At 63.6% G+C, this 18,323-nt stretch carries 18 protein-coding genes; 7 read left to right on the top strand and 11 right to left on the bottom strand.

Annotation, left to right across the window (positions count from 1 at the left end):
* Window positions 1–122 precede the first annotated feature (122 nt).
* From E8F20_RS03315 to E8F20_RS03290, 6 genes are all read right to left on the bottom strand, one after another.
* On the bottom strand, window positions 123–611 hold the full coding sequence (locus tag E8F20_RS03315) for a phage infection protein (RefSeq protein ID WP_280282432.1): 489 nt from the start codon (window positions 609–611) through the stop codon (window positions 123–125).
* A 353-nt stretch (window positions 612–964) separates the two neighbouring features.
* Complete coding sequence (locus E8F20_RS03310; protein ID WP_028626683.1) at window positions 965–1,666, bottom strand: ATP-binding cassette domain-containing protein; 702 nt, start codon at window positions 1,664–1,666, stop codon at window positions 965–967.
* 3 nt (window positions 1,667–1,669) lie between these two features.
* On the bottom strand, window positions 1,670–2,437 hold the full coding sequence (gene livG / locus E8F20_RS03305; RefSeq protein WP_028626684.1) for a high-affinity branched-chain amino acid ABC transporter ATP-binding protein LivG: 768 nt from the start codon (window positions 2,435–2,437) through the stop codon (window positions 1,670–1,672).
* A complete protein-coding gene (locus E8F20_RS03300) occupies window positions 2,434–3,690 on the bottom strand; it encodes a high-affinity branched-chain amino acid ABC transporter permease LivM (RefSeq protein WP_280282431.1) in 1,257 nt (418 codons plus the stop codon). The genes livG and E8F20_RS03300 overlap by 4 nt, the downstream gene beginning before the upstream one ends.
* A complete protein-coding gene (gene livH / locus E8F20_RS03295) occupies window positions 3,687–4,610 on the bottom strand; it encodes a high-affinity branched-chain amino acid ABC transporter permease LivH (RefSeq protein ID WP_280282430.1) in 924 nt (307 codons plus the stop codon). The genes E8F20_RS03300 and livH overlap by 4 nt, the downstream gene beginning before the upstream one ends.
* A 115-nt stretch (window positions 4,611–4,725) precedes the next feature.
* On the bottom strand, window positions 4,726–5,847 hold the full coding sequence (locus tag E8F20_RS03290) for a branched-chain amino acid ABC transporter substrate-binding protein (protein ID WP_179060861.1): 1,122 nt from the start codon (window positions 5,845–5,847) through the stop codon (window positions 4,726–4,728).
* A gap of 304 nt (window positions 5,848–6,151) precedes the next feature.
* Here E8F20_RS03290 and E8F20_RS03285 point away from each other — a divergent pair, with 304 nt between their 5' ends.
* Together E8F20_RS03285 and E8F20_RS03280 are read left to right on the top strand one after the other, a co-directional pair.
* On the top strand, window positions 6,152–6,469 hold the full coding sequence (locus E8F20_RS03285; RefSeq protein WP_028626688.1) for a DUF2288 domain-containing protein: 318 nt from the start codon (window positions 6,152–6,154) through the stop codon (window positions 6,467–6,469).
* A gap of 149 nt (window positions 6,470–6,618) precedes the next feature.
* Window positions 6,619–6,987 carry a DUF5064 family protein gene (locus E8F20_RS03280; protein WP_280282429.1) on the top strand — a complete coding sequence of 123 codons (369 nt, stop codon included), beginning with the start codon at window positions 6,619–6,621 and terminating at the stop codon, window positions 6,985–6,987.
* A 146-nt stretch (window positions 6,988–7,133) separates the two neighbouring features.
* On the opposite strand, the gene phnE is transcribed toward E8F20_RS03280, so the two are convergent.
* From phnE to E8F20_RS03260, 4 genes are read right to left on the bottom strand one after another with little or no spacing between them, the layout of a single operon-like run.
* On the bottom strand, window positions 7,134–7,898 hold the full coding sequence (gene phnE, locus E8F20_RS03275; protein ID WP_280282428.1) for a phosphonate ABC transporter, permease protein PhnE: 765 nt from the start codon (window positions 7,896–7,898) through the stop codon (window positions 7,134–7,136).
* Window positions 7,895–8,722, bottom strand: coding sequence for an ABC transporter permease (locus tag E8F20_RS03270; protein WP_280282426.1), 828 nt, complete (start codon window positions 8,720–8,722; stop codon window positions 7,895–7,897). Before E8F20_RS03270 ends, phnE begins: the two co-directional genes overlap by 4 nt.
* Window positions 8,716–9,522 carry an ATP-binding cassette domain-containing protein gene (locus E8F20_RS03265; RefSeq protein ID WP_280282425.1) on the bottom strand — a complete coding sequence of 269 codons (807 nt, stop codon included), beginning with the start codon at window positions 9,520–9,522 and terminating at the stop codon, window positions 8,716–8,718. Before E8F20_RS03265 ends, E8F20_RS03270 begins: the two co-directional genes overlap by 7 nt.
* Window positions 9,519–10,370, bottom strand: coding sequence for a putative selenate ABC transporter substrate-binding protein (locus E8F20_RS03260; RefSeq protein ID WP_280282424.1), 852 nt, complete (start codon window positions 10,368–10,370; stop codon window positions 9,519–9,521). The genes E8F20_RS03265 and E8F20_RS03260 overlap by 4 nt, the downstream gene beginning before the upstream one ends.
* 125 nt (window positions 10,371–10,495) lie before the next feature.
* Between E8F20_RS03260 and E8F20_RS03255 the strand changes: the two genes are divergently transcribed.
* From E8F20_RS03255 to mnmH, 4 genes are read left to right on the top strand one after another with little or no spacing between them, the layout of a single operon-like run.
* Window positions 10,496–11,383, top strand: a complete 888-nt coding sequence (locus E8F20_RS03255; RefSeq protein ID WP_280282423.1) for an NAD(P)-dependent oxidoreductase — start codon at window positions 10,496–10,498, stop codon at window positions 11,381–11,383.
* Window positions 11,383–12,168, top strand: coding sequence for a TIM barrel protein (locus E8F20_RS03250; protein WP_280282422.1), 786 nt, complete (start codon window positions 11,383–11,385; stop codon window positions 12,166–12,168). The genes E8F20_RS03255 and E8F20_RS03250 overlap by 1 nt, the downstream gene beginning before the upstream one ends.
* Before the next feature lie 51 nt (window positions 12,169–12,219).
* Complete coding sequence (gene selD, locus E8F20_RS03245) at window positions 12,220–13,254, top strand: selenide, water dikinase SelD (protein ID WP_280282421.1); 1,035 nt, start codon at window positions 12,220–12,222, stop codon at window positions 13,252–13,254.
* The gene (gene mnmH, locus E8F20_RS03240; RefSeq protein ID WP_280282420.1) at window positions 13,254–14,360 is read left to right on the top strand and encodes a tRNA 2-selenouridine(34) synthase MnmH; all 1,107 of its coding nucleotides are present in this window, start codon (window positions 13,254–13,256) and stop codon (window positions 14,358–14,360) included. Before selD ends, mnmH begins: the two co-directional genes overlap by 1 nt.
* 9 nt (window positions 14,361–14,369) lie before the next feature.
* Here mnmH and E8F20_RS03235 read toward each other — a convergent pair whose 3' ends face one another.
* A complete protein-coding gene (locus E8F20_RS03235) occupies window positions 14,370–16,571 on the bottom strand; it encodes a bifunctional diguanylate cyclase/phosphodiesterase (protein WP_280282419.1) in 2,202 nt (733 codons plus the stop codon).
* 284 nt (window positions 16,572–16,855) lie between these two features.
* On the opposite strand from E8F20_RS03235, the gene E8F20_RS03230 reads away from it, so the two are divergent.
* The gene (locus E8F20_RS03230; protein WP_280282418.1) at window positions 16,856–18,184 is read left to right on the top strand and encodes an MFS transporter; all 1,329 of its coding nucleotides are present in this window, start codon (window positions 16,856–16,858) and stop codon (window positions 18,182–18,184) included.
* The last annotated feature ends 139 nt before the right edge of the window (window positions 18,185–18,323 follow it).

The following is an 18,323-nucleotide window of genomic DNA, read 5'->3' as shown; positions in this document are numbered from 1 at the left end:
GCGTGAATTGCCTTGCGACGGCTCAAGGATGGGGCCTTGGCCTACAGGAATGTGGTTTGCGATGCGGCAAGAAAACGAAAACCCGGCCTTGGCCGGGTTTCGAGAGTTTGAGCGAGTTGGGATCAGCTGACGCGCTGGGCTTGCAGCAGACGGTCGGAACCCCCTTCGGCGATGCGGTTGGCACCTGTGCGGTCGGAACCGCCTTCAGCAATGCGCTTGGCACCGGTACGGTCGGAGCCCCCTTCGGCGATGCGGTTGGCACCGGTACGGTCGGAGCCCCCTTCGGCGATGCGGTTGGCGCCAGTGCGGTCGGAACCACCTTCGGCGATGCGGTTGGCGCCAGTGCGGTCGGAACCACCTTCGGCGATGCGGTTGGCACCAGTGCGGTCGGAACCACCTTCGGCGATGCGGTTGGCACCAGTGCGGTCGGAACCGCCTTCGGCGATGCGGTTGGCGCCAGTGCGGTCGGAACCGCCTTCGGCGACGCGATCCAGGACCATGTAGCTGCCTTCAGCGGCAACTGGGTCGGTGCCCTGGGAGGAGGACGGCAGAGCGAAAACAGAGCTGCTCAGGGCGGCGATGAACAGGGCGGCGAAGGCTTGGGTTTTCATGGTCTGGCTCCTCGTAGGGGGCTGGAAACTGGGTACGGGGCCAATCTTACGGATGGGGGTTTGATTAAAAAGTGATCACGCGCGATAGAGACCATCAACGTCGTTGATGGTTGACTAAATTCATCAATATCAATGGCTTGTGTTGTTTGTTCCCGCTAGGCGTGTCGATGACGGCGTCAGACTGAAGCAACCTTGTAGGGTGAACATCGTTTTTCATGTCCACCCTGCGTGGCGGAACCAGCCTCCGATGGTGGACCGGTAACGCGTGGTCCACCCTATGAAAAAGCGCCTGACCGCAGGGCGCCGAAAAAAGAAAACGGCCCCGAAGGGCCGTTTCTTGTACGGCGAGGTCGTTAGCCGCCGAGGTAGGCGTCGCGGACCTTGGGGTCGTTGAGCAGGTCGTCGCCGCTACCCTGCATGACGATGTGGCCGTTCTCCAGCACATAGCCACGGTCGGCCAGCTTGAGCGCTTGGTTGGCGTTCTGTTCCACCAGGAAGATGGTCACGCCGTCCTTACGCAGCTGTTCGATGATGTCGAAGATCTGCTGGATGATGATGGGCGCCAGACCCAGCGAAGGCTCGTCGAGCAGCAGCAGCTTGGGCTTGCTCATCAGCGCGCGGCCGATGGCGAGCATCTGTTGTTCGCCGCCGGACATAGTGCCGGCGCGCTGCTCGAAGCGTTCCTTCAGGCGCGGGAACAGGTGCAGCACCTTGTCCATCTGCTCCTGGAAGTCGCCCTTGGCGGTGAAGAAGCCGCCCATGGCCAGATTCTCTTCGACCGTCAGGCGGGCGAACACGCGGCGGCCTTCCGGCACGACAGCGATGCTCTTGCGCATGATGTCGCAGGATTCCTGGCCCACCAGCTCTTCGCCCTCATAGCGAATGCTGCCGCTGGCCGCACGCGGTGAGCCGCACAGGGTCATCAGCAGGGTCGACTTGCCGGCACCGTTGGCGCCGATGAGGGTGACGATCTCGCCCTTTTTCACATCCATGCTGACGCTGTGCAGCGCCTGGATCTTGCCGTAGAAGGTGGAAACCTTGTCGAAAGTAAGCATGGCTCAGGCCTCCCCCAGATAGGCTTTGATCACGTCGGGGTTGTTGCGGATCTGCTCCGGCGTGCCGTCGGCCAGGGGGGTGCCCTGGTTGATCACATAGATGTGGTCGGAAATGCTCATCACCAGCTTCATGTCGTGCTCGATCAGCAGCACGGTCACGTTGTGTTCGTTACGCAGCATGGCGATCAGCGCCTTGAGGTCGTCGGTCTCACGCGGGTTGAGGCCGGCGGCTGGCTCGTCGAGCATGAGGATGCGCGGGCGGGTCATCATGCAGCGGGCGATTTCCAGGCGGCGTTGCTGACCGTAGGCCAGGGTGCCGGCCGGGCGGTTGGCGACTTCGGTCAGGTTGACCTTTTCCAGCCAGTGGGCGGCGTAGTCCATGGCTTCGCGTTCGCTCTTGCGAAAGCCCGGAGTCTTCAGCAGGCCGGCGAGGAAGTTGGTGTTGAGATGGCGGTGCTGGGCGACCAGCAGGTTTTCCACCGCCGTCATTTCCTTGAACAGGCGAACGTTCTGGAAGGTCCGCACCACGCCTTTGCGGGCGATCTTGTGGCCCGGCAGGGCTTCGATCTGCTCGCCATCCAAGCGGATGCTGCCGGAGGTCGGCTGATAGAAACCGGTCAGGCAGTTGAACACGGTGGTCTTGCCGGCGCCGTTCGGGCCGATCATGGAGACGACTTGTTTTTCCTGTACGGTCAGACCCACCCCGTTGACGGCCAGCAGACCGCCGAAGCGCATGGTGAGACCGCTTACTTCGAGAATCGGGCGGCTCATTGTTTCAGCTCCAGGTGGGGACGTTGCATCGGCAGCAGACCTTGCGGGCGCCAGATCATCATCAGCACCATCAGAGCGCCGAACATGAGCATCCGGTACTCGCTGAACTCACGCATGAGTTCGGGGAGCAGGATCATCACGATGGCCGCGAGGATTACGCCCAACTGGGAGCCCAGGCCACCCAGCACGACGATGGCGAGGATGGTCGCCGACTCGATGAAGGTGAAGGACTCAGGCGTCACCAGGCCCTGGCGCGCGGCGAAGAAGCTGCCGGCAAAGCCTGCGAAGCAGGCGCCCAGGGTGAAGGCGGAGAGCTTGATCACGGTGGGGTTCATGCCCAGCGCGCGGCAGGCGATCTCGTCTTCGCGCAGGGCTTCCCAGGCGCGGCCCAGAGGCATGCGCAGCAGACGGTTGATCACGAACAGGGTCAGCAGCACCAGCAGCAGGGCGATCAGGTAGAGGAAGACCACCTTGTTCACCGAGTTGTAGGCGAAACCGAAGTACTCGTGGAAGGTCTGCAGGCCTTCTTCGGCACGGCGCTCGAACGACAGGCCGAACAGGGTTGGCTTGTCGATGTTGCTGATGCCGTTGGGGCCGCCGGTCAGCTCGGTCATGTTGCGCAGCAGGATACGAATGATCTCGCCGAAGCCGAGGGTCACGATGGCCAGGTAGTCACCGCGCAGGCGCAGCACCGGGAAGCCGAGGATGAAGCCGAAGAAGGCCGCCATCAGGCCGGCGATCGGCAGGCACACCCAGAAACCCAGGCCGTAGTAGTGCGAGAGCAGGGCATAGCTGTAGGCGCCGACGGCGTAGAAGCCGACGTAACCCAGGTCCAGCAGGCCTGCCAGGCCGACTACGATGTTCAGGCCAAGGCCGAGCATTACGTAGATCAGGATCAGCGTGGCGATGTCCACGGCGCCGCGGGAGCCGAAGAACGGCCAGACCAGGGCCAGCACGATCAGGCCGAGGATGAACCAGCGCTGGGTGGAGGGCAGGGTGAGGAAGTTGGCGGTGCCCTTCGACATGCCCGGCAGCTTGGGCGCAGAGGCCCAGGCACCCTGGACCTTTTCACGCATCAGTTGCCAGAAGAACATGGCCACGGCGCACGCGACAATGGCCAGCAGGGTGGGGGTGTCGGCACCGGTGACCACCAGGCCTACGCCAACCACGCTGAGTTTCAGGCCGAGGATGGGGTAGGCGACGGCCAGCACCAGAAGGGCGCTGAAGAACGCCGTTTTGAGTCGAGTGTTCATACCTTCTCCACCTCCGGACGGCCAAGAATGCCGGTCGGCCGGAACAACAGGACCAGAACCAGCAGGCTGAAGGCCACGACGTCCTTGTACTGGTCGCCGAAGAGGTCGGCGCCGAAGGCTTCGGCTACGCCCAGCACCAGGCCGCCGAGCATGGCGCCCGGAATGCTGCCGATGCCGCCGAGCACGGCCGCGGTGAAGGCCTTGATACCGGCGAGGAAGCCGATGTGCGGGTTGATCACGCCGTACTGCATGCCCAGCAGCACCGCGGCCACGGCGGCCAGGGTGGCACCGATGACGAAGGTCAGGGCGATGATGTTGTTGGTGTTGATGCCCAGCAGGTTGGCCATGCGGATGTCTTCAGCACAGGCGCGGCAGGCACGGCCCAGGCGCGAACGCGAAATGAACATCGTGAGGCCGTACATGACCAGGAAGGTGACCACGAAGATCAGGATCTGCATGTAGGAGATCACCACGCCATTCATGGTGCTCTCGCCGAACACGAAGTTGCCCGGAATCAGGTTGGGGATTGCCTTGTCCTTGGAATCCTGAGTCAGCAGTACTTCGTTCTGCAGGAAGATCGACATGCCGATCGCGGAGATCAGCGGGATCAGGCGGTTGCTGCCGCGAAGGGGACGATACGCGACCCGTTCGATGCTGTAACCGTAAGCACTTGCAACGATAATGCTCGCGGCGAATGCCGCGACGATAACGATCGGAAGGCTTTCCAGACCGAGCATGGTGAGCCCGGCAATCACGATGAAGGCTACGTACGAGCCAATCATGTAAACCTCGCCGTGGGCGAAGTTGATCATGCCGATGATGCCGTAGACCATGGTGTAGCCGATGGCGATCAGGGCATAGGTGCTGCCAACGGTAAGCCCGTTAACCAGCTGTTGCAGATAGTGGTAGAGATCAGGCATTCCCTAACTCCTCGGGCATCACGAAAAGCGGCGCTTGTGGCGCAGCGGAGCCCGTAAAACACGGATAAACAAAGCCCACTGCCGTAGCAGTGGGCTTTGCGTTCAGGCGGGAAGCTTATTTAGCTTCGGTTTTGGTGCCGTCCTTGTGCCACTCGTAAACCACGAAGCTGAAGTCCTTCAGATCGCCCTTCTCGTCGAAGGCCAGGTTGCCGGTCGGGGTAGCGAAGGAGTTGGCGCGCAGGGCGGCAGCTACCTTGGCGGTGTCGTCTTCGCCGGCTTTCTTGATGCCTTCGGCGATGACTTGAACGGCAGCGTAGGCCGGGAACACGAACGGACCGCTCGGGTCTTCGTTCTTGGCCTTGAAGGCGTCTACCAGGGCCTGGTTCTTCGGATCCTGGTCGAAGGACTTCGGCAGGGTGACCAGCAGGCCTTCGGAAGCCGGGCCGGCAATGGCGGACAGCTCTTTGTTGCCTACGCCTTCCGGACCCATGAAGCGAACTTTCAGGCCTTTTTCAGCCGACTGGCGCAGCAGCAGGCCGAGTTCCGGGTGGTAGCCGCCGTAGTAGACGAAGTCCACGCCAGCCTGCTTCAGCTTGGAAACGATGGTGGAGAAGTCCTTGTCGCCGGCGTTGATGCCTTCGAACAGGGCGACTTTCACGCCTTTGCTTTCCAGGGTCTGTTTGACGGCAGTGGCGATGCCTTCGCCGTACTGCTGCTTGTCGTGGATGACAGCGACGGTCTTCGGCTTGATGTGATCAGCGATGAAGTTGCCGGCGGTCGGGCCTTGCAGGCTGTCCAGGCCGATGGTGCGGAACACCAGCTGGTAGCCACGGGAAGTGATGTCCGGGCTGGTGGAAGCCGCGGTGATCATCAGGATGCCTTCGTCTTCATAGATGTCGGACGCGGGCTGGGTAGAGCTGGAGCAGAGGTGGCCAACTACGTAGTGGATACCGTCGTTGACGATCTTGTTGGCTACGGCAACAGCCTGTTTCGGATCACAAGCGTCGTCATAGACCACGCCTTCGAGCTGAGCGCCGTTCACCCCGCCGGCCTTGTTGATCTGCTCGATCGCCATCTTGGCGCCGATGAATTGCATCTCGCCGTACTGGGCAACCGCACCGGTCACCGGGCCAGCCAGGGCGATCTTGATGGTGTCAGCTGCTACGGAGTAGCTGGCGACACCGGCGAGAGCCATGGCGGCGAACAGTTTGGAAATCTGCTTGGTAGCCTTATTCATAGTGCTCCACTCTTGTGTTTTTCATTGTTGTTGTCCTGATTGCCGAAGCTACGGGACAGGGAATTGCACCCCGCCAACACGCCCCGGCAACTGTACCGGAACAGTGTAGATTGCTGATTTGCGGCTTGAAAAGTCGGGTTTTGATGGCGGAATGATCTTGTGTCGCTTAATCGAAACAAACGTATAGAAATACGGCGTGTCTCGGGTGTGGCTGGCGTCGTCAAGGCATGCTTGTCTGAATGTTGCTCGACGCTATCATTGCGCCCCCCAAATCCATTCGTTACCAACCAACACAAAACAAGCCATGAACGATAACGCTAGCACCCTCTATGCCAAGCTGCTCGGCGAAACCGCCGCCATTACCTGGGAAGAGCTACAGCCCTTCTTCGCCCGTGGCGCGCTGCTCTGGGTCGATGGCGCCGAAGACCTGGTGGCCGTTGCCCTGGCCGTGGCCGAAGACGACAAGGCTCAGGTCGCGGCCTTTCTGGCCGCCGGCAAGCTCAGCAAGGTGGAGGAAGACCGTGCCCAGGACCTGCTGGCCCGCGATCCGAAGCTCTGGGCTGTGGTGGTAGCCCCCTGGGTTCTGATCCAGGAGCGGGACGAAGCGCCGACCCGTCACTGACGGCGCGCGCGGGTGGAGCCCAGGGAGGGGCTCCAGGAGTGTGCCGCATGCCCGGTACTGCACTGGTCAGGGGCAGCGGCGAAATCGGTGGAGCGAGCTAGACTCATCCCACCTTCTACTTCTCTTTGATATCCACAGGGAGTGTCATCATGTTCGAACCAGGCCATGTACACCGGGCCAATATTCCCGGTATTCCGGGGCAGCAGGAATTCTCCATCGACCTTTATTACGAAGCTCGTCCTAACCCCAAGGAAGGCACCATGCTGCACTTCCGCATGGTGGGCGAGATCGCGGGCAAGCCTTTCGAGGAGGAGTTCGAGATGCACCGCGACACGGCATTCAACTTCGCTGCCGTGGTTTCCAAGGTAGCGGTGAAGAATGGTCTGAGCCCCAACAACACGCTGATCATGCGTAATCACAAGGAATACGACCTGATCTTCGAAGATATCCGCCGCGTGCTTGGCGCCGAGCCGGGCGAGGCGGTGAACTTCGACCATCTGGAGAAAGACGGTCTCTGACCTATGTCCCGGTGGAGGCCACGGCGTGGTTTCCACCTTTCTGTCTGGCAAATCTGAAACGATGGGTATTGCTTCGCTCAACCGCATCCTACGACTGCGACGTCAGCCGTAGGTTGGCGTAGAGCGGAGCGAAACCCAACGACCACCTACGCACTGACCCAACGCTGGCGCATCCAGCCACTCAGGGCATCCACGCCCAGCACCAGAATCAGCATGGCGACGATCACGCTGGACGCTTGCGCTTCCTGGAACAGGCTGAGGCTCACGTAAAGCATTTGCCCCAGGCCGCCCGCGCCGACGAAGCCGAGCACGCTGGCCATGCGGATGTTGTTCTCCCAGCGATAGAGCATGTAGGCCACCAGTTGCGGCCATACGGTCGGCAGGGTGCCATAGCAGAACGCCGCAACGCGCCCGCCGCCATTGAGGCGTATGGCTTCGGCCGGTTCCGGCGGGGTGTTCTCCAGGGCCTCGGCGAAGAGGCGACCCAGTACCCCGGCGGTGTGCAGGGCCAGTGCCAGGGTGCCGGCATTGGGCCCGAGGCCTGCAGCCAGCACCATCAGCGCCGCCCAGACCAGTTCCGGTACGGCACGCAGCGCATTCAGCAACAGGCGCGCAGTCCCTTGGGCCAGGCGGCCGAAGCGGCCTGCCGCGGGCAGGGCGATAAGCAGGCCAAGTAGTGCCGCCAGCAGGGTGCCGAGCGCTGACATGGCGAGGGTTTCCAGGGCGCCCCAGCCGATGGCCCTCAGGTGGGCGCTGGAGAAGTCCGGCTGGAGGAAGCGCGCCGCGTAGCTGCCCATCTGCTGCAGGGCGTCGCCACTGACCAGCGCGCCCAGGTCGATGCCCAGCCAGATAAAGGAAGCAGCCGCAGCCGCCAGCAGGGCAAGGATTACCAGGATGTTGCCCGCTCTCATGCGAACCGCCCGCGCAGGAAGCGGCTGAGCTGGTCGGCCAACAGTACCAGGGCAAGGAAGGTCAGCAGCATGCTGGCGACTTCACCGCCGGCGAACATGCGCATGGACAGGTCCATCTGCTGGCCCAAGCCGCCAGCCCCGACGAAACCCATTACCACCGAGGCGCGCACGGCGCATTCCCAGCGATAGACGGTGTAGGAAATCATCTCCGCTGCCGCGCTGGGCAGCACGCCGTAGGCGAAAGCGGCCAGGCGCGGGCTGCCGGCGGTGAGCAGGGCGCGGGTGGGGCGCGGGTCGACGGACTCGAAGATTTCCGCATAGACCTTACCCAGCATGCCGCTGTAGGTGATGGCGATGGCCAGGACCCCAGCGGTGGGGCCAAGGCCCACGGCGCGAACGAAGAGCAGCGCCCAGACGATTTCCGGCACGCTGCGCAGGAAGATCAGCAGGCCGCGCACCGGCCAGCGCAGGGTCTGGGCCCACCAGGCCGGACGGCCGCCACGGGGCAGGGCGGAGAGCGACAGGGCGCGGCTTGCCCAGAGCGAAGCGGGCAGGGCAATCAGCAGCGCCAGGGTCATGCCGGCAGTGGCGATGGCCAGCGTCTCCAGGGTGGCGCGGCCCAATAGGAGTAGAAACTCTTCGCCGTGCTCGGGCGGCCAGAAGGCGGAAAGAAACTGCCCCATGGTGCGGGCGTTGCCTTCGTCCAGCAGCACCGCCGGGTTCAGCTCGCTCAGCTTCAGGCCAGGCCAGAGCAGCGCCACGGCCAGCAGGGTCAGCAGCAGCCGGGGCATCGCGGCAGGGTCGTGAGGCGCCGATCTCAGCATCGTGGAATATGCAACGCGGGGGCCGCCACGGGCGGTGAAGACGGCACGTCGCCGCGTAATTGCTCGTTGGCGTAGAGGGCGTCCAAGTCGGCCTGGCTAACGGCCTCCCGTGGGCGATCGAAGGCGATGCGCCCGTCGCGCACACCTACGATGCGTGGGAAGTGTGCCAGTGCCAGTTCCACCGCGTGCAAGCTGGCCAACAGCGTGACGCCGCGGCGACTGGCATCGGCGCAGAGCACGCCGAGGGTGTGGTCGGCCAGCACCGGGTCCATGGCCGAAACCGGTTCGTCGGCGAGGATCAGCTCCGGGGCCTGGTAGAGCACCCGGGCGATGCCCACGCGCTGCAGTTGGCCACCGGAGAGTTGGTCGCAGCGCTCGAAGAGTTTGTCGGCGAGATCGAGGCGGGTAAGGGCCGATTGGGCGCCTGTGCGATCCAGTGGGTGCAGCAAACTGAGCAAACCCTTGGCCAGGGACCATTGGCCGAGCTTGCCGGCCAGCACGGCGGTGACCACCCGCTGGCGCGGAGGAATCGGCGGGGCCTGGTGGACGAGTCCGATGCGCGCGCGAAGGCGCTGGCGCTCCCGCGCAGAGAGCGTCCAGGGCGCCGCACCGAGCAACTGGAACTGCCCGGTGGCGGGTTTCAGGCTGGTGGCGAGCAGGCGCAGCAGGCTGGTTTTGCCTGCGCCGGAGGGGCCGATGATGGCTACCCGTTCGCCGCTGCCGACGGTCAGGTCGATAGCCTGTAGGGCAGGCTGGCCGTTGGCGTGGACCAGGTCCACGCCGTGTAGCGACAGGCTCACTTCAACAGGCCGGCCGAGCGTGCTGCTTCTTCGATGCCCTGGTAGTTCTCGGGCTTGGTCGGAATGAAGCGGGTCGCGGCCTGCAGGTCGAGGATCGCCTTGTGCTCCGGGTTGGCCGGGTCGAGGGCGAGGAAGGCCTGCTTGATCTTCTCGGCCAGGGCCGGGTCCAGGGTGCCGCGTACGGTCCAGTTGTAGTCGTAGTAGGTCGGGGTGGTGGCAAAGACTTTCACTTTGCTGGTGTCGACCTTGCCGGCATCCACAAGCTTCTGCCAGACGCTGGCGTTCAGCACGCCGCCATCCACCTTGCCAGCCTGGACCCAGGCCACGGTGGCGTCGTGGGCGCCGGAGTAGGCGACGCGCGAGAAGAACGCCTCGGGCACGACGCCGTCCTTCTGCATGAAATAGCGCGGCATCAGGCTACCGGAGGTGGAAGACACCGAGCCGAAGGCGAAGGTCTTGCCCTTGAGGTCCTGCAGGGACTTCACCGCCGGATCGGCGCTGATGAATTTGCTGGTGAACTTCTCGTCCTGCTCACGCTGGACCAGCGGAACGGCGTTGCCGGTTTTCAGGCGGGTCTGGACGAAGGTGAAGCCGCCGAGCCAGGCCATGTCCAGGCGGTCGGCCGCCAGGGATTCGACCACCGCAGCGTAATCGGCCACGGGCACGAACTCGACCTTCATGCCGAGTTGCTGTTCGAGGTAAGCGCCGAGGGGTTTGAATTTGCGCAGCAGTTCGGTGGGGGCTTCGTCAGGAATGGCCGAGACTTTGAGGACGTCGGCAGCCTGGGAAACAACGGCGGACAGGGACAGGGCGAAGCCGGCCGCGAGGGCCAGGGAGCGTTTGAACATGGGATTCTCCGGTTCAATAGCGGAAAAGGCAGGCGGATTATAGTGATCGGACGATCGCTTGGTAGCTTCATCTCGCTGACCAGGCAGTTAAGATGTGTGTTTCGCCAACCGCCTGGAGTTACGGCATGACCGCTCCCTTGCCTTCCATTGCCTTTGCCGGTATCGGCCTGATGGGCCTGCCCATGACCCGCCGCCTGCTGGCTGCCGGCTTCCCGCTGACCGTGTGGAACCGTTCCCCGGAAAAGTGCGCGCCGCTGCTGGAGCAGGGCGCCCGCCGTGTGATGATGCCGGCCGAGCTCTGTGCCGAGGCGGATATCGTGATGCTCTGCCTGGCTGACACCCGCGTGGTGCGCAAGGTGGTATTCGGGGAGGGCGGTATTGTCGAAGGGGCGAGGCCCGGGCAACTGCTCGTGGACTTTTCCAGCCTGGAACCGGCCGCCACCCGTGAGATGGCCGCCGAACTCGAGGCCCGCACCGGTATGCGCTGGATGGATGCCCCCGTCTCTGGCGGCACCCCCGGCGCCGAGGCCGGTACCTTGGCGATCATGGCTGGCGGTCATGAAGACGATGTGGAACGAGTGCGGCCGATCCTCGCTCACCTGGGCCAGCGACTGACCCGCATGGGCGGGGTAGGTGCGGGGCAAGTGACCAAGGTGTGCAACCAGATGATCGTGGCCTGTAATGCCCTGGTCATCGCCGAAGTGGTGGCGCTGGCCGAGAAGGCCGGGGTGGACGCCAGCCTGATCGCCCCGGCGCTGGCCGGCGGTTTCGCTGACTCCAAGCCGCTGCAGATCCTCGCGCCGCAGATGGCCGAGAGCCATTTCGAACCGATCAAATGGCATGTGCGCACGCTGCTGAAAGACCTGGACACTGCCGTGCGCCTGTCCCGCGAGCACGACTCGGCGACGCCCCTCAGTGGCCTGGCAGCGCAACTGATGCGTCTGCACGGCAGCCAGGGCAATCTGGAGCGCGATCCGGCTACGCTGGTGGAAATGTTCCGGGAGAATCACTGATGAAGATCGCCGCCAACCTGTCACTGCTCTTCACCGACCGCCCGTTGATCGAGCGTGTAATCGCTGCGCGCGTCGCCGGTTTCGATGGCGTGGAAGTGCAGTTTCCATACGAGTTGCCGGCTATCCGCATGAAGGAAGTGCTGGAAGCGGCCGGCCTGCCGCTGATCTTGTTCAACCTGCCGGCCGGCGACCTGATGGAAGGTGGCCCCGGTCTGGCAGCGGTGCCGGAGCGCCAGGAGCAGTTCGACGATGCCCTGGCGCAGGCGCTGGCTTATGCCGCGATGACCCGCCCGCGCTTCGTCAATGTGCTGGCTGGGCGCAAGGCCGACGGTGTGACTCGGGAGCGGGCGCTGGCCTGTCTGGCCGCTAACCTGCACAAGACGGCCGAGGCCTTCGCCGTACTGCGTATCGGTGTGGTCTGCGAAGCGATCAACCCGCTGGATATGCCGGGCTTCCTGATCAACACCCCGGAGCAACTGGATGAGCTGCTGCGCGATGTGGATCATCCCAACCTCAGTGCCCAGTACGACCTCTATCACATGGCCCGCCAGGGCGTAGACGCAGCAGCGGGCATTCGCCTGCTGGCCGGCCGCATCGGCCATGTGCAGTTCGCCGACTGCCCCGGCCGCGGCGAACCGGGCACGGGCAACACCGACTTCGGCCCGGCGCTGCGCGCCCTGCAGGAAGACGATTACCCCGGCTGGATGGGGGCTGAATACAAACCTGCCGGTGTGACCGCCGATACCCTCGGTTGGCTGCCGGAGTGGAAGGCCCGACTGGCCTGAGTTCCGGCGCCCCCACAGCGAAATGATTTGGCATTTTGTAGAGAGAACACCATGACTGACCCCATTCGCCTCACCCAGTACAGCCACGGTGCTGGTTGCGGCTGCAAGATTTCCCCCAAGGTGCTGGAGGTGATCCTCGCCGGCAGCGGCGCGCAGAACCTCGACCCCAAGCTCTGGGTGGGCAACGCCTCCCGGGACGACGCTGCGGTCTACGCCCTGGACGAGGAGCGCGGTGTGGTGTCCACCACCGACTTCTTCATGCCGATTGTCGACGACCCCTATGACTTCGGCCGCATTGCCGCCACCAACGCCATCAGCGACATCTATGCCATGGGCGGCGACCCGCTGATGGCCATCGCCATTCTCGGCTGGCCGGTCAACCTGCTACCGCCGGAAGTGGCTCGCGAAGTGATACGTGGTGGCCGCTCGGTGTGCGACGAGGCGGGCATTCCCCTGGCCGGTGGGCACTCGATCGATGCTCCCGAGCCGATCTTCGGCCTGGCCGTCACGGGCGTGGTGGACAAGCGCCACATGAAGCGTAACGACACCGCCACCGCCGGCTGCAAGCTTTACCTGACCAAGCCGCTGGGCATCGGCATCCTCACCACCGCCGAGAAGAAGGGCAAACTGCGCGAGGCCGATGTAGGGCTGGCCCGCGACTGGATGTGCACCCTGAACAAGCCCGGCAGCCGCTTCGGCAAGCTGGCAGGGGTCAAGGCGATGACCGATGTCACCGGTTTCGGCCTGCTCGGCCACCTGGTGGAAATGGCCGACGGCAGTGGCCTCACCGCCCGTGTCGAGTACGCCAAGGTGCCCAGCCTGCCTGGCGTGGAGTACTACCTGGAACAGGGCTGCGTGCCCGGCGGCACCCTGCGCAACTTCGACAGTTACGGCGATCGCCTGGCACCTTTGGCTGAGGTACAGAAGCTGCTGCTCTGCGATCCACAGACCAGCGGCGGCCTGCTGGTGGCGGTGACTCCGGAAGGGGAGGCGGAATTCCTCGCAGTGGCCGAGGAGCTTGGCTTGCAACTGGCACCTATTGGCAAGCTGCACGAGCGACAGAGTCTCGCGGTTGAGGTGTTCTGATGCGTCCGGACACCTCGAATTACCGCGACATCTTCCTCAATGACCTGCCGATGATGGACGCCCGCGCGCCGGTCGAGTTCGTCAAGGGCGCATTCCCGCATACGGTCAACTTGCCGCTGATGACCGACATCGAGCGGCAGAAAGTAGGTACCAGCTACAAGCTGCATGGCCAGGACGCTGCCATCGCCCTTGGCCACCAATTGGTCAGCGGCGCCATCAAGGCGGAGCGCATCGAGGCTTGGGCCGCCTTCGCCCGCGCCAATCCCCAGGGTTATCTCTACTGTTTCCGTGGCGGGCTGCGTTCACAGCTGGTTCAGCAATGGCTGAAGACGGAAGCGGGCATCGAGTATCCGCGCGTAAAAGGTGGCTACAAGGCGATGCGGACCTTCCTCCTGGAAACCACCCAGGATGCCGTGACCCAGTGCGACTTCGTGCTGGTCGGCGGCCTCACCGGTACCGGCAAGACCGACGTGATCGCCCAGTTGGCCAATAGCCTGGACCTGGAAGGCCACGCCAACCACCGCGGTTCCAGTTTCGGCAAGCGCGCAACCCCGCAACCGGCGCAGATCGACTTCGAAAACACGCTGGCCATCGACATCCTGAAGAAGCGTGCAGCGGGTCATGAACAGTTCGTGCTGGAGGACGAAGGGCGCATCGTCGGCAGTTGCTCGGTTCCGCTGGAGCTTTACCAGGGCATGCAGGCATTCCCGCTGGTCTGGCTCGACGACAGTTTCGAGGACCGGGTGGAGCGCATCCTGCGCGATTACGTGGTGAACCTGTGCGCGGAGTTCATCGCGACCCACGGCGACGAGCATGGCTTCGCGCGCTTCGCCGAACGGTTGCGCCAGAGCCTGGACAACATCGTTCGACGCCTGGGCGGCGAACGCCACCAGCGCATGACGGCGCTGATGGACCAGGCCCTGGTCGAGCAGGAAGCGACCGGCAATGTGGACTTGCACCGGGGCTGGATCGAAGGCCTGCTGCGCGAGTATTACGACCCCATGTACGCGTTTCAGCGCGAGAGCAAGGCGTCGCGTATCGAGTTCGCCGGGGAACAGGCGGCGGTGCTGGAGTATTTGCGGCAGCGTCGGCCAGCGCGGGGCTGATTCAACCCTTCACGCCGGATTCGAATCCACCGGCCTCAAGGGCAGCACATTGCTGCTGCCCAGCCCGTGGGGGTGGCGCAGGAATTCTTCGATGTTGACCCGTGGCTGGGGACGACTGAGCAGATAGCCCTGGATGTAGTCGCAGCCATGGCCGCGCAGGAAGTCCAGCTGTTCGCGGGTCTCCACCCCTTCGGCCACCACCTGCAAGTGCAGCGTGTGCGCCATGCCGATGATGGCCTGGACGATCTCCATGTCGGCATGGCTGCCGGGGATGTCCATGACGAAGGAGCGGTCGATCTTCAGGGTATCCAGGGGCAGGCGCTTCAGGTAGGCGAGCGACGAGTAGCCGGTGCCGAAGTCGTCGATGGAGATGCTTACGCCCAGATTGCGGATACGCTCCAGCAGGTGCAGGGCTTGGTTGACGTTGTGCATCAGGGCATTTTCGGTGACTTCCAGCTCCAGCCGTTGCGGCCGTACGCCGGTCTCCCGCAGGGCGCGTTGCACTTCGTCTGCCAACTCGTCGCGGCAGAGGTTGAGCGCCGAGCAGTTAACTGCAACGCGCAGGTCCTGGAAACCCTGGGCGGCCAGGCTGGCCAGGTCCCGGCAGGCTTGGCGCAGCACCCAGGTGTCCAGCTGGGCGATGAATCCGTTGGCCTCGGCCACGCCGATGAAACGATCCGGCGGCAGCAGGCCGAGCTGTGGGTGTTGCCAGCGCACCAGGGCTTCCAGCTTGGTCACCTGGCCAGAGTGCAGGTCGAGGATCGGCTGGTAACTGAGGAACAGGCCCTGATCCTTGGCCAGCGCGAGGTGCAGTTCCTCTTCCAGTTGCAGCTCGAAGGTGGCCTTGTTCTTCAGATGGCGGCTGAAGAAGTGCAGGTTGTTGCGTCCGCTGCTCTTGGCCTGGTAGAGCGCGAGGTCTGCATGTTTGAGCAGTTCCTCGAAGGTTTCGCCATCGTCCGGGTAGAGGCTGATGCCGATGCTGGTAGTCATGGTGACGTTGCGCCCGGCCAGGGTGATGGGTTCCTTCATGCGCTCCATGATGCGCTGGGACAGGGCCTTGGCCTCCATCAGGTTGCCCAGGCTGGCGAGCACGCAGAATTCGTCGCCTCCCAGCCGCGCGATCACATCTTCGCGACGCAGCACGCTGCGTACCCGTTCGGCCACCACCTTGAGCAACTCATCGCCCGCGTCGTGGCCCAGGCTGTCGTTGACGCGCTTGAAGTGGTCGACATCGAGAAACATGACCGCCAGTGGCTGCTTGAAATCGGCGTGGGTTTGCAGCTTTTCCAGGAAGTATTCGTTGAAGGCACGCCGGTTGGGGAGGCTGGTCAAGGGGTCGAAATGGGCAACGTTCTGCAGTTTCACCTTCACCTGCTCCAGTTCACCCAGCAGGTTGCTGACATGCTGCAGGTCGAGCTCCTTGCGTTGCAGTTTCTTGTCGACCCAGGCCACGCCCAGGGCAAAAAGCAGCACCATGCTGGCAATTACCGCCAGGCTGGAACCAAGCTGTACGGCATTGTCCGCACGGTCCAGATACAGTTCGGTGCCCTCCGGTACCGCCAGTTGCAGGGCCAGCATACCGGTGAAGTGCATGCTGCAGATGGCGCCCCCCATGGTAAGGCTGGCAGGGATCTTGAGCAGTTGGTGGCCTTCGCAGCGCTCGCGAAAGAAGGTGGACAGAAGCATGGCGGCCATGCTGGCAGCGATGGCGACGCCTACCGAGATGGCGACCATGCCAGGGTGGTAGTACTGGGTCGCCACCGAGCGGATGGCGGCCATGCCGCAGTAGTGCATGAGGGCGATGCCGAGGCCGACGGCCAGCGCCGCAGCCATATAGTGATGCGGTTCGACCTTGGAGCGGCCGAGGGTGTGCATGCCCACCAATGAGGCGGCGATTACGATCATCAGGGAAAGCGTAGTGGTGGGGATGTCGTAGTCGATGGCGATCGGTGCCTCGAAGGCCAGCATGGCGATGAAGTGCATCGTCCAGATGCCGCCACCCAGGCAGCCGGCGCCGAGCCAACTCCAGCGTCGCCGGGTTTCCGGCTGCTGGGCATGGGTGACCCGCTCGACCATGTCGAAGGCGCAGTAGCTGGCACCCGAGGCCACGAGGAAAGCCAGCAGCACAAGCCAGCTGTTGTGGGTGCATGCCAGCAATATCTGGCCATCCGCGGGAAGTGCAGTACCGAAACGCAGGCCCAGCCAGTCCATAGAGGGGATTCCCATGCAGACGGTTAGACTTCGGGGGAGGGGGTTGCTGGCACAATGCCGTCAGTATAGCCAGCGTGGGTGTCCTAGTTTGGACGTCCGTACCTGAGCGCTGAACGGTCGTCGGTGGGGGATGGCCGGCAGGGGCTGGTCTTCATCGCCGCCGCATCGGGTTACATAAATCAAACTAATTTTCGCAGACAGTGGTCTGCTGGACCCTCTAGATTGCAGTATCGACCCCGGCTTGCGGTTACCCGGGGGCCTGACAACAACAACGAGACCGACTCATGCAGCAATCTCCTCAAGCGGCCAATGCCTGGCGCGTGCTCTTTCTGCTGTTCCTGGCGAACCTGTTCAACTTCTTCGACCGCACCATCCCGGCCATCATCATCGAGCCGGTGCGTCATGAGTGGAGCTTGAGCGACTTCCAGTTGGGCCTGATCGGAACCGCATTCACGCTGGTCTACGCGGTCGCCGGCGTGCCGCTGGGGCGCATGGCCGATACCGGTGCGCGAAATAAAATCATGGGCTGGGGCCTGGCGGTCTGGAGCGGCCTGACCGCGGTGAACGGCCTGGCCTGGAACTTCTGGAGCTTCCTGCTGGTGCGCATGGGGGTCGGCATTGGTGAAGCCAGCTACGCGCCAGCGGCCAACTCGCTGATCGGCGATCTCTTCCCCGCTCACAAGCGCGCCCGCGCCATGGGCATCTTCATGCTCGGTCTGCCACTCGGCCTGGTGCTGGCCTTCTTCACTATCGGCGCCATGGTCAAGGCCTTCGACAGCTGGCGTGCACCGTTCTTCATCGCCGCCGTGCCGGGGCTGATCCTGGCGCTGTTCATGTTCTTCATCAAGGAGCCTGCCCGCGGCGCGGCCGAAGCCGTAAAGGTGTCCTCCGCAACACCGGTAGACAAACCGCTGCGCCGGGTGCTGGCGATCCGCACCTTCTGGTGGCTGACCCTCGCAGGTCTCACTTACAACTTCGCAACCTATGCCACCAACTCCTTCATGGTGCCGATGCTGCAACGCTACTTCCTGATGCCGCTGGAGCAGGCTGCCATTGCCACGGGCATCATCACTGGCCTTACCGGCCTGGTGGGGCTGACGCTGGGTGGCTGGGTGGCGGACAAGGTGCACCAGAAGTCCGAGCGCGGCCGCCTTCTGCTGGCGGCCTTCAGCATGCTCGTGGCGGCGGTCTGCACCGGCTATGCGCTGCTGGCCGGGCGTATCGAGATTGGCCTGTTCGTTGCCATCTTCAGTCTGGGTTGGCTGTTCGCCTACAACTTCTACACCTGCGTCTACACCGCCATCCAGGATGTGGTGGAGCCGCGCTTGCGGGCGACCGCCATGGCCCTGTTCTTCGCCGGTCTCTACCTGCTGGGCGGGGGGCTTGGCCCGGTGGTCGTGGGGCTTCTGTCGGACCACTACTCGCAGGCGGCGATGCTGGCGGCCGGCGCGAGCGAGATGAACGAGACGTTCAAGGCCGTGGGCCTGCACAACGCCATGTTCCTGGTGCCAGTAGCGCTGACCCTGACCATGCTGGCTTTGTTCCAGGCGGCGCGTTGCTTCGTGCGCGATGCGGCGAACATGCGTGAAGGGCTGGCGGCTGCAGCAGCCTGATCGACGTCCGAATGCAAAACGGCCCGCAATTGCGGGCCGTTTTTTTGAGGTGCGTTAATGACCAGGGTGCCCGGCAGGACGGGTTGAGCGATACCCATCAATTCCTGCTGATGGGTATCGCTTAGCTCAAACGGAGCGC

It is taken from the genome of Pseudomonas sp. BN415, from assembly GCF_029871195.1.
Lineage (GTDB): Bacteria > Pseudomonadota > Gammaproteobacteria > Pseudomonadales > Pseudomonadaceae > Metapseudomonas > Metapseudomonas resinovorans.
Note: the sequence above shows the minus strand (reverse complement) of the source record. Positions and strands in the feature narration are given on the sequence as shown.

Excerpts from the sequence above, each read along its gene's own strand:
- E8F20_RS03315 (WP_280282432.1), bottom strand. The coding sequence starts at position 611 with ATGAAAACCCAAGCCTTCGCCGCCCTGTTCATCGCCGCCCTGAGCAGC.
- E8F20_RS03310 (WP_028626683.1), bottom strand. The coding sequence starts at position 1,666 with ATGCTTACTTTCGACAAGGTTTCCACCTTCTACGGCAAGATCCAGGCG.
- livG (WP_028626684.1), bottom strand. The coding sequence starts at position 2,437 with ATGAGCCGCCCGATTCTCGAAGTAAGCGGTCTCACCATGCGCTTCGGC.
- E8F20_RS03300 (WP_280282431.1), bottom strand. The coding sequence starts at position 3,690 with ATGAACACTCGACTCAAAACGGCGTTCTTCAGCGCCCTTCTGGTGCTG.
- livH (WP_280282430.1), bottom strand. The coding sequence starts at position 4,610 with ATGCCTGATCTCTACCACTATCTGCAACAGCTGGTTAACGGGCTTACC.
- E8F20_RS03290 (WP_179060861.1), bottom strand. The coding sequence starts at position 5,847 with ATGAATAAGGCTACCAAGCAGATTTCCAAACTGTTCGCCGCCATGGCT.
- E8F20_RS03285 (WP_028626688.1), top strand. The coding sequence starts at position 6,152 with ATGAACGATAACGCTAGCACCCTCTATGCCAAGCTGCTCGGCGAAACC.
- E8F20_RS03280 (WP_280282429.1), top strand. The coding sequence starts at position 6,619 with ATGTTCGAACCAGGCCATGTACACCGGGCCAATATTCCCGGTATTCCG.
- phnE (WP_280282428.1), bottom strand. The coding sequence starts at position 7,898 with ATGAGAGCGGGCAACATCCTGGTAATCCTTGCCCTGCTGGCGGCTGCG.
- E8F20_RS03270 (WP_280282426.1), bottom strand. The coding sequence starts at position 8,722 with ATGCTGAGATCGGCGCCTCACGACCCTGCCGCGATGCCCCGGCTGCTG.
- E8F20_RS03260 (WP_280282424.1), bottom strand. The coding sequence starts at position 10,370 with ATGTTCAAACGCTCCCTGGCCCTCGCGGCCGGCTTCGCCCTGTCCCTG.
- E8F20_RS03255 (WP_280282423.1), top strand. The coding sequence starts at position 10,496 with ATGACCGCTCCCTTGCCTTCCATTGCCTTTGCCGGTATCGGCCTGATG.
- E8F20_RS03250 (WP_280282422.1), top strand. The coding sequence starts at position 11,383 with ATGAAGATCGCCGCCAACCTGTCACTGCTCTTCACCGACCGCCCGTTG.
- selD (WP_280282421.1), top strand. The coding sequence starts at position 12,220 with ATGACTGACCCCATTCGCCTCACCCAGTACAGCCACGGTGCTGGTTGC.
- mnmH (WP_280282420.1), top strand. The coding sequence starts at position 13,254 with ATGCGTCCGGACACCTCGAATTACCGCGACATCTTCCTCAATGACCTG.
- E8F20_RS03235 (WP_280282419.1), bottom strand. The coding sequence starts at position 16,571 with ATGGACTGGCTGGGCCTGCGTTTCGGTACTGCACTTCCCGCGGATGGC.
- E8F20_RS03230 (WP_280282418.1), top strand. The coding sequence starts at position 16,856 with ATGCAGCAATCTCCTCAAGCGGCCAATGCCTGGCGCGTGCTCTTTCTG.